Source organism: Duganella hordei, assembly GCF_040369125.1.
In the GTDB taxonomy this organism is placed as follows: domain Bacteria; phylum Pseudomonadota; class Gammaproteobacteria; order Burkholderiales; family Burkholderiaceae_D; genus Rugamonas; species Rugamonas hordei.
Window position 1 is genome coordinate 22743 of the sequence record NZ_BPWI01000035.1, and the last position, 7298, is coordinate 30040.

A 7298-nucleotide genomic window follows, 5' to 3' on the forward strand; every position below is an offset into this window, starting at 1 on the left:
GGGCGGACGATGAAGCTGCTGATCTTCCACATCGGCGCCGACCGCTATGGTCTGCGCCTGCGCGATGTGGTGCGCGTCGTGCCGCAGCTCGAACTCAAGCATCTGCCGCTGGCGCCGGACGCCGTCGCGGGCCTGATGGATTTTCACGGCCAGTCGGTGCCGGTGATCGATCTGTGCCGCGCCAGCGGGCTGCCGGCGGCGGCCGATCATTTCGACACCCGCATCATCGTGGCGAACTATCGCCCGCCGGAAGCGCAGCAGGACAGCAGCCACCTGCTCGGCTTGCGCGCCGAGCGCGTGCTGGGCGTGCAGGACGTGGACGAGACGCAGCTGGCCAGCAGCGGCGTGCAGGCGGCGCCCTTCCTCGGCCAGGTCGCCAGCGATGGGCGCGGCATGCTGCAGCTGGTCGAACTTGAACAACTGCTGCCGGCGTCGCTGCGCGCGCTGCTGTTCCAGCCATGACACCCGTCCAGGCCATGCTGCACGGCGCCACCGGCTTGAGCGTATCGAAGTCGGCGGCCGAACGCGCCATCCGCAGCCGCATGGAGCTGCTGGCCGCGGCCAACGAGGACGACTACCTGGAGCGGATGACGCCGGAGGAGCTGACGGCGCTGGTCGAGCTGGTGGTGGTGCCGGAATCATGGTTTTACCGCGACCCGCAGGCCTTCCACGCCACCGCTGAATTCGTCCGCGCGCGATTGGACGCCGACGCCGGCCGCACGGTGCGCATCCTGTCCGTTCCCTGCGCCGGCGGCGAGGAACCGTACACGCTGGCGATGGTGCTGAGCGACGCCGGCATCCCGCACGGCAGCTACTTCATCGACGCGCTGGACATCAGCCCTGCCTGCGTGGCGCGCGCCACCGACGGCGTCTACGGACGCAATGCCTTCCGCAGCCAGGACCTGGGCTTCCGTGACCGCCACTTCAGCGGCATCGGCGACGAGGAGTACCGGATCTCCGCCGCCATCCGCAGGCAGGTGCGCTTCAGGCAGGGCAACCTGCTGGACTTCGATGTGAGCGCGCGGCGCGGCTATTACGACGTGATCTTTTGCCGCAATCTGCTGATCTACTTCGACAAGCCGACCACCAGGGCCGCGATCGCCCAGCTGGAAGCCCTGCTGACGGATGGCGGCGTGCTGTTTGCCGGCTACGCCGAGGTGCCCTCGTTCTGCCAGTTCGGCTTCATGCCACTGCAGTATCCGCAGGCATTCGGCCTGAAGAAAGAGGCGCTGCCGTCCGCACCGGCCGCAAGAGCCGTCGCCAGGCAGGCGGCCGGCGCCGCGCCGATGCGGGCTCCGCGCACGCCGCCGACGACGACGGCCCGGCGCAGCGTCGCCCGGCCGCAGCCGGTACCGGTCCAGGCCACCTTGCCGGCGCCGGCAATCGCCATCGACCTGCTGGCCGAAGCGCGCAAGCTGGCGGACCTGGGCCAGCTGAAGCAAGCCGAAACCAGATGCCGCGACCATCTGGCGCAGGCGCCGGATTCCGCCGAAGCGTATTTCATCCTCGGCCTGGTGAACGAATTGACGAACAGGCACCAGCTCGCGGAAGACTACTGGAAGCGCTGCATCTATCTGCAACCGGATCATTACGAGGCGCTGTGCCACCTGGCCCTGCTGGCCGACAGCAACAACGACCCGGCCACCGCAACCGCGCTGAAGGCGCGCGCCGCGCGCATCTACAAACGCCAGCAGGCATCGTAAAGGCGCCCACTCATGACGACTACACTCTCCCCCATCGCCGTCACCGATATCGACGACTGCTGGAACCGCATCGGCGTGGTCGGCGACCAAAGCTGTGAAAAGCTCAAGCAGTTCGTCCACTGCCGCAATTGCGACGTGTATGCGGCGGCCGCCCAGCGCAACCTGCAGCGCACCGTCGGCGAGGACTACAGGAAGGACTGGGCCGCGCACTTCCGCCAGGCCGCCACGGACACCGAGCTGCTTGACGCCTCCTGCCTGGTATTCCGCATCGGCCGCGAATGGCTGTCGCTGCCCACCACGATGTTCGTCTCGGTGGCGCCGACGGCCAAGCCGCACCGCCTGCCGCACCGCGCGGCGCGCGGGCTGGGGGGCATCGTCAATGTCGGCGGCACGCTGTATCCGTGCATGTCGCTGGCGGCGCTGCTGGATATCGACGAAACCCAGGGCGAGGCGGCGACCAACCGGCATACCTTTGCCCGCCTGCTGCTGACGCAATGGGAGAACCAGGCCTATGCGCTGCCGGTGGCCGACCTGCACGGCATCCTGCGTTACGCCTCCGGCTCGGTGCAGGCGCCAGCCGCCACCATCAACAAAGGGCTGTCGCGCTTCCTGACGGGCGTGATAGCGCACGAGGACATGCACATCGGCGTGCTCGATGCGGCGCTGATCGGCTACCAACTTGCGAGAACACTGCGATGAGCCAGGATAACGACAACCAGGGCGGCGGAGACCTGAGCCAGTTCTCCATGCTGGACCTGTTCCGCATGGAGGCGGACAGCCAGACCCAGATCCTGACGGAAGGCCTGCTGGCCATGGAGCGCATCAAGGGCGACGCCAGCGCCGTCGAATCGATGATGCGCGCGGCGCACTCGATCAAGGGCGCCGCCGCCATCGTCGGCCTGGAAGTGGTGGTGCAGCTGGCGCACGGCATGGAGGACGCCTTCGTCGCCGCCCAGCATGGCAAGCTGGCGCTGACGCCGAATCGGGTGGACGTGCTGCTTGCCGGCGTCGACCTGATCCTGCAGGCGTCGCGCCTGCAGGACAGCGGCGTCGAGGCCTGGCTGGCAGCCAACGGCGGCCAGATCACGCGCACGCTCGACTCCATCGCCACTATCGCCTTCCTGCCGGAGCCGGTCAGCCTGCAGGCGGAAACGGAGCCGCCGCCGCAGACAGCCATCCCCACGCCCGTGCCCGACGATGCGCCGGCGACCGCCTCGCGCCTGCCCGCCATGAAGCATGCGCAGAACTTCGACAAGCTGCTGTCGCTGGCCAGCGAATCGCGCATCAACGCGCACCAGATGCATCCCTTCATCCAGGATATGCAGCGCTTCAAGCGCAGCCAGAGCAGCCTGTTCTCGCTGATCGAGCAGCTGCACGAGGCGATCTCCAACGGCAGCGACGCCAGTTTGAAAGAGAAATCCCTGCTGGCGCTGCAGAAGACCCATCCGCTCAAGCAGTTCGTGCTGGAGCACATCGCCGACATCGAAGCCTACGAACGTCGCCTGCTGGCGGTCTCGCAAGGCATGGTGGATGAAGTGCTGACGCTGCGCATGCGCCCCTTCCGCGACGGCGTGCAGGCCTTCCCGCGCATGGTGCGCGACCTCGCCCGCGGCCTGGGCAAAGACGTGCGGCTGCGGATCGTCGGCGAGGATACGCTGGTCGACCGCGACATCCTGGCCAGGATCGAAAGTCCGCTCAACCACATGCTGCGCAACGCCGTCGATCACGGCATGGAGCCGCCGGCCGAGCGCCTGGCCGCCGGCAAGCCGGAGAGCGGCACCATCGTGCTCGACGCGAAACACCGCGCCGGCATGCTCAGCATCGAAATCAGCGACGACGGCCGCGGCGTGGACCTGGAAAAAATCCGCCTTCGCGTGGTCGAGCGCAAGATGGCCAGCGCGCAGATGGCGGCCTCGCTGTCGCCGGCAGAGCTGCTGGAGTTCCTGTTCCTGCCCGCCTTCAGCCTGAAGGAGAGCACCACCGAGATTTCCGGGCGCGGCGTCGGCCTGGACATCGTGCACGAAACCATACGCGCGCAAAACGGCACGGTGCGCATCGAATCCGAGCTGGGCGCGGGCTTCCGCGCCTACATCACGCTGCCGTTAACGCAATCGATCGTGCGCGCGCTGGTGACCGACGTCAAGGGCGAGGCCTACGCCGTACCCATCGTGCAGGTGGAACGCGTGATCAAGGTGCCGCAGTCGGCCATCCACACGCTGGAAAACAAGCAGTTCTTCGATTTCAACGGTGAGCATCTCGGCCTGGTGTCGGCCGCGCAGGTGCTGGAACTGGGCGAGACCGGCGCCATCAGCGACGAGCTGTCGGTGGTGGTGGTCGGCAGCGGCGCGCGTCGCTACGCGCTGGTGGTGGACGCCATACGCGGCGAGCAAAGCCTTGCGGTGCAGGCCATCGATCCGATCTTCGGCAAGATGCGCGACATCTCGTCGGCCGCCCTGCTCGACGACGGCGAGCCGGTGCTGATCCTGGACGTGCCGGACCTGCTGCTGTCGATCGACAAGCTGCTGCACGAAGGCGGGCTGCATCAGCTGGCCAAGTCCGACCAGGCCGAGCGCCGCAAGACCAAGCGCATCCTGGTGGTCGACGATTCGCTCACGGTGCGCGAGATGGAGCGCAAACTGCTGCTCGGCCGGGGCTTCCTGGTCGATATCGCCATCGACGGCATCGACGGCTGGAACGTGGTGCGCAGCGGCGACTACGACCTGGTGATCACCGACGTCGACATGCCGCGCATGGACGGCATCGAGCTGGTCACACTGATCAAAAAGGACATTCACCTGCATAAACTGCCAGTCATGATAGTCTCTTACAAAGATCGACCGGAAGACCGCGCCCGCGGGCTGTCGGCCGGCGCCGACTATTACCTGACCAAGGGCAGTTTCCACGACGAGACGCTGCTCGACGCCGTCAACGATTTGATTGGGGACGCCCGCAGATGAAGATCGCCATCGCCAACGATGTCGCCATGGCAGCCGAAGCGCTGCGGCGCGTGGTCGCCAGCACCGCCGAGCACCAGGTGCTGTGGATCGCCCGTACCGGCGTGGAAGCGGTGCGCATGTGCGCCGAGAACCGCCCGGACCTGATCCTGATGGACCTGAACATGCCGGAGATGGACGGCGTCGAGGCGACCCGCGTGATCATGGAGCAAAGCCCGTGCGCCATCCTGGTGGTGACCGGCCGGCCGCAGGACAACGTCAACCAGGTGTTCCGCGCGCTGGGCGCCGGCGCGCTGGACGTGACGGCCACGCCGGTGCTGCAAGGCCAGCCTGGCGGCGACATCGAACTGCTGGCCAAGATCCGCACCATGGACAAGCTGATACGGCACAGCGGCGGCAACCAGGCGATGCTGCCGAAAACCGCGGCCGCCAACGGCAGCGGCAATGGCGTCGTGCTCGATGCGCCGGGCGGTCCGGAGCGCGTCACGTCGCTGCTGGCGATCGGCGCGTCCACCGGCGGCCCGGTGGCGGTGTCCAAGATGCTGGCCGGCTGGAAGCCGCCGCGCGGCTGCGCCGTGGTGGTGGTGCAGCATATCGACCGCCATTTCGCCGACAACTTCGCCCGCTGGCTGGGCGAGCAGCTGGAAATGCCGGTGCGCGCCGCAGAGGAAGGCGACGAGCTGGTGGCCGGCACCGTCCTGATCGCCAAGAGCAACGACCACTTAACGCTGGATCAAAACCATCGCTTGCGTTACGATGCCAACCCGAAGGACTATGCCTACCGTCCCTCGGTCGACGTGTTTTTCCACTGTGTGGCGCAGCACTGGAAGGGCGAGGCGGTCGGCGTGCTGTTGACCGGCATGGGCCGCGACGGCGCAGAGGGATTGCTGGCCATGCGCCGCGCCGGCCACGCCACCATCGCCCAGGACCAGGCCAGCAGCGCCGTCTACGGCATGCCGCGCGCCGCCGCTGAGCTGGAAGCGGCGCAGATGATTTTACCGCTGGCGAAGATCGGACCGGTCTTGCGCGGCACCCTAGGCGGACGTTCCTGAACCCAGAACGCCCGCCCGATTCGCATGTCCTGCGCCAGAACGCCCGGGTTCATATTCAAAGAGAACACAGATGTCCGAAGCACTTGTAATCGCAGCCGATCCAGAACAGTCGCTGACTATTTTCAAAGTCCGCGTGCTGCTGGTGGACGATCAGTTGATCATCGTCGAGGCGGTGCGCCGCATGCTGAGCGATCAATCCGATATCGAGTTCCATTACGTGACCGACGCCACGCTGGCCTTGTCGACCGCGCTGCAGCTGCAGCCGACGGTGATCCTGCAGGACCTGGTGATGCCGTCGATCGACGGCTTCGGCGTGATCAAGCTGTATCGCGAGGAGGAGGCGCTGCGCCATGTGCCGGTGATCGTGCTGTCGGCCAAGGAGGACCCGAAACTGAAGGCGCACAGCTTCGCCACCGGCGCCAACGACTACATGGTCAAGCTGCCGGACAAGCTGGAACTGCTGGCGCGCATCCGCTACCACTCGGGCGCCCACATCAGCCGTTTGCAGCGCGACCAGGCCTTCCGCTTCCTGCGCGAGAGCCAGAAGCAGCTGGCCGACGCCAACATCGAACTGCAAAAGCTGGCCGCGCTCGACGGCCTGACCGGCATCGCCAACCGCCGCCGCTTCGACGACACCATGCGCATCGAATGGCAGCGCGGACAGCGCGACCAGAAGCCCTTGACGCTGCTGATGTGCGACGTCGACTTCTTCAAGCTGTACAACGACAGCTTCGGCCACCTGGCGGGCGATTTGTGCCTGAAAAAGGTGGCTGCCGTATTGACCGAACATTTAAAGCGCCCGGCCGACCTGGCCGCGCGCTACGGCGGCGAGGAATTCGCCATTATCCTGCCGGAGACACCGCTGACCGGGGCACTGATCGTGGCCGAGTCATGCCGCCGCCACCTGGAACAGCTAGCCATCGAAAACCCGCAAGCGGACACCGAGTTCTCCACCGTGACCATGTCGATCGGCGTGGCCAGCGTGGTGCCGTCGGCGTCCTCCAGTTTCGAGGAGCTGATCCAGCAAGCCGACCAGGCGTTGTATGCCGCCAAGCGCGGCGGCCGTAACCGCGTGGTGAACGCGGCCGACATGCCTGGCATCCCCCCATCGAACCAAGGAAAAACAGCAGCATGAGTGCTCAATTTGATCAAGTCAGCGTCGTCAAGAAATCGAACATCTACTTCGACGGCAAATGCGTCTCGCACAATGTGATCTTCGCGGACGGCAGCAAGAAAAGCGTCGGCGTGATCTTCCCGTCCAGCCTGACCTTCAACACCGGCGCGCCGGAAAAGATGGAAATCATCGGCGGCGTGTGCAAGGTGCGCCAGGCCGGCGCCAGCGACTGGCAGACCTACGCGGCCGGCCAGCAATTCGACGTGCCCGGCAATTCGAGCTTCGACATCGAGACCGTCGAGACAGTCGATTACGTCTGCCACTTCGGCTAAAAAACGGCGGGGTCAGAAACGGCGGGGTCAGTTCCTAATGCCGTTAAGTTAAGGATTTCCTGAGCCTCCGTTCAGGATAGCGTTGCGGTTTTGCTTTGGTGACCCGATCGAATTTCCGGTCGGGTCGATAGACATTGAGTTCG

Annotated in this window: 7 protein-coding genes; all 7 read left to right on the forward strand. The window is 66.0% G+C overall.

The features are described 5' to 3' along the window. The first annotated feature begins 9 nt into the window (after window positions 1-9). The 7 genes from ABWW33_RS32530 to ppnP all read left to right on the forward strand — a co-directional run bounded on the left by ABWW33_RS32530 (window position 10) and on the right by ppnP (window position 7155). Window positions 10-462, forward strand: a complete 453-nt coding sequence (locus tag ABWW33_RS32530; protein ID WP_176653522.1) for a chemotaxis protein CheW — start codon at window positions 10-12, stop codon at window positions 460-462. Further along, window positions 459-1703 (forward strand): CheR family methyltransferase, encoded by a 1245-nt coding sequence (locus tag ABWW33_RS32535; protein WP_353405554.1) that lies wholly within the window; start codon window positions 459-461, stop codon window positions 1701-1703. Before ABWW33_RS32530 ends, ABWW33_RS32535 begins: the two co-directional genes overlap by 4 nt. A 12-nt stretch (window positions 1704-1715) precedes the next feature. After that, window positions 1716-2402 (forward strand): chemotaxis protein CheW, encoded by a 687-nt coding sequence (locus tag ABWW33_RS32540; protein WP_353405555.1) that lies wholly within the window; start codon window positions 1716-1718, stop codon window positions 2400-2402. Next, window positions 2399-4660, forward strand: a complete 2262-nt coding sequence (locus ABWW33_RS32545; protein ID WP_353405556.1) for a hybrid sensor histidine kinase/response regulator — start codon at window positions 2399-2401, stop codon at window positions 4658-4660. Before ABWW33_RS32540 ends, ABWW33_RS32545 begins: the two co-directional genes overlap by 4 nt. Beyond that, on the forward strand, window positions 4657-5709 hold the full coding sequence (gene cheB / locus ABWW33_RS32550; RefSeq protein ID WP_353405557.1) for a chemotaxis-specific protein-glutamate methyltransferase CheB: 1053 nt from the start codon (window positions 4657-4659) through the stop codon (window positions 5707-5709). Before ABWW33_RS32545 ends, cheB begins: the two co-directional genes overlap by 4 nt. Before the next feature lie 70 nt (window positions 5710-5779). Further along, complete coding sequence (locus ABWW33_RS32555) at window positions 5780-6844, forward strand: GGDEF domain-containing response regulator (protein WP_353405558.1); 1065 nt, start codon at window positions 5780-5782, stop codon at window positions 6842-6844. After that, window positions 6841-7155, forward strand: a complete 315-nt coding sequence (ppnP, locus tag ABWW33_RS32560) for a pyrimidine/purine nucleoside phosphorylase (RefSeq protein ID WP_176653516.1) — start codon at window positions 6841-6843, stop codon at window positions 7153-7155. The genes ABWW33_RS32555 and ppnP overlap by 4 nt, the downstream gene beginning before the upstream one ends. Window positions 7156-7298: the final 143 nt, after the last annotated feature.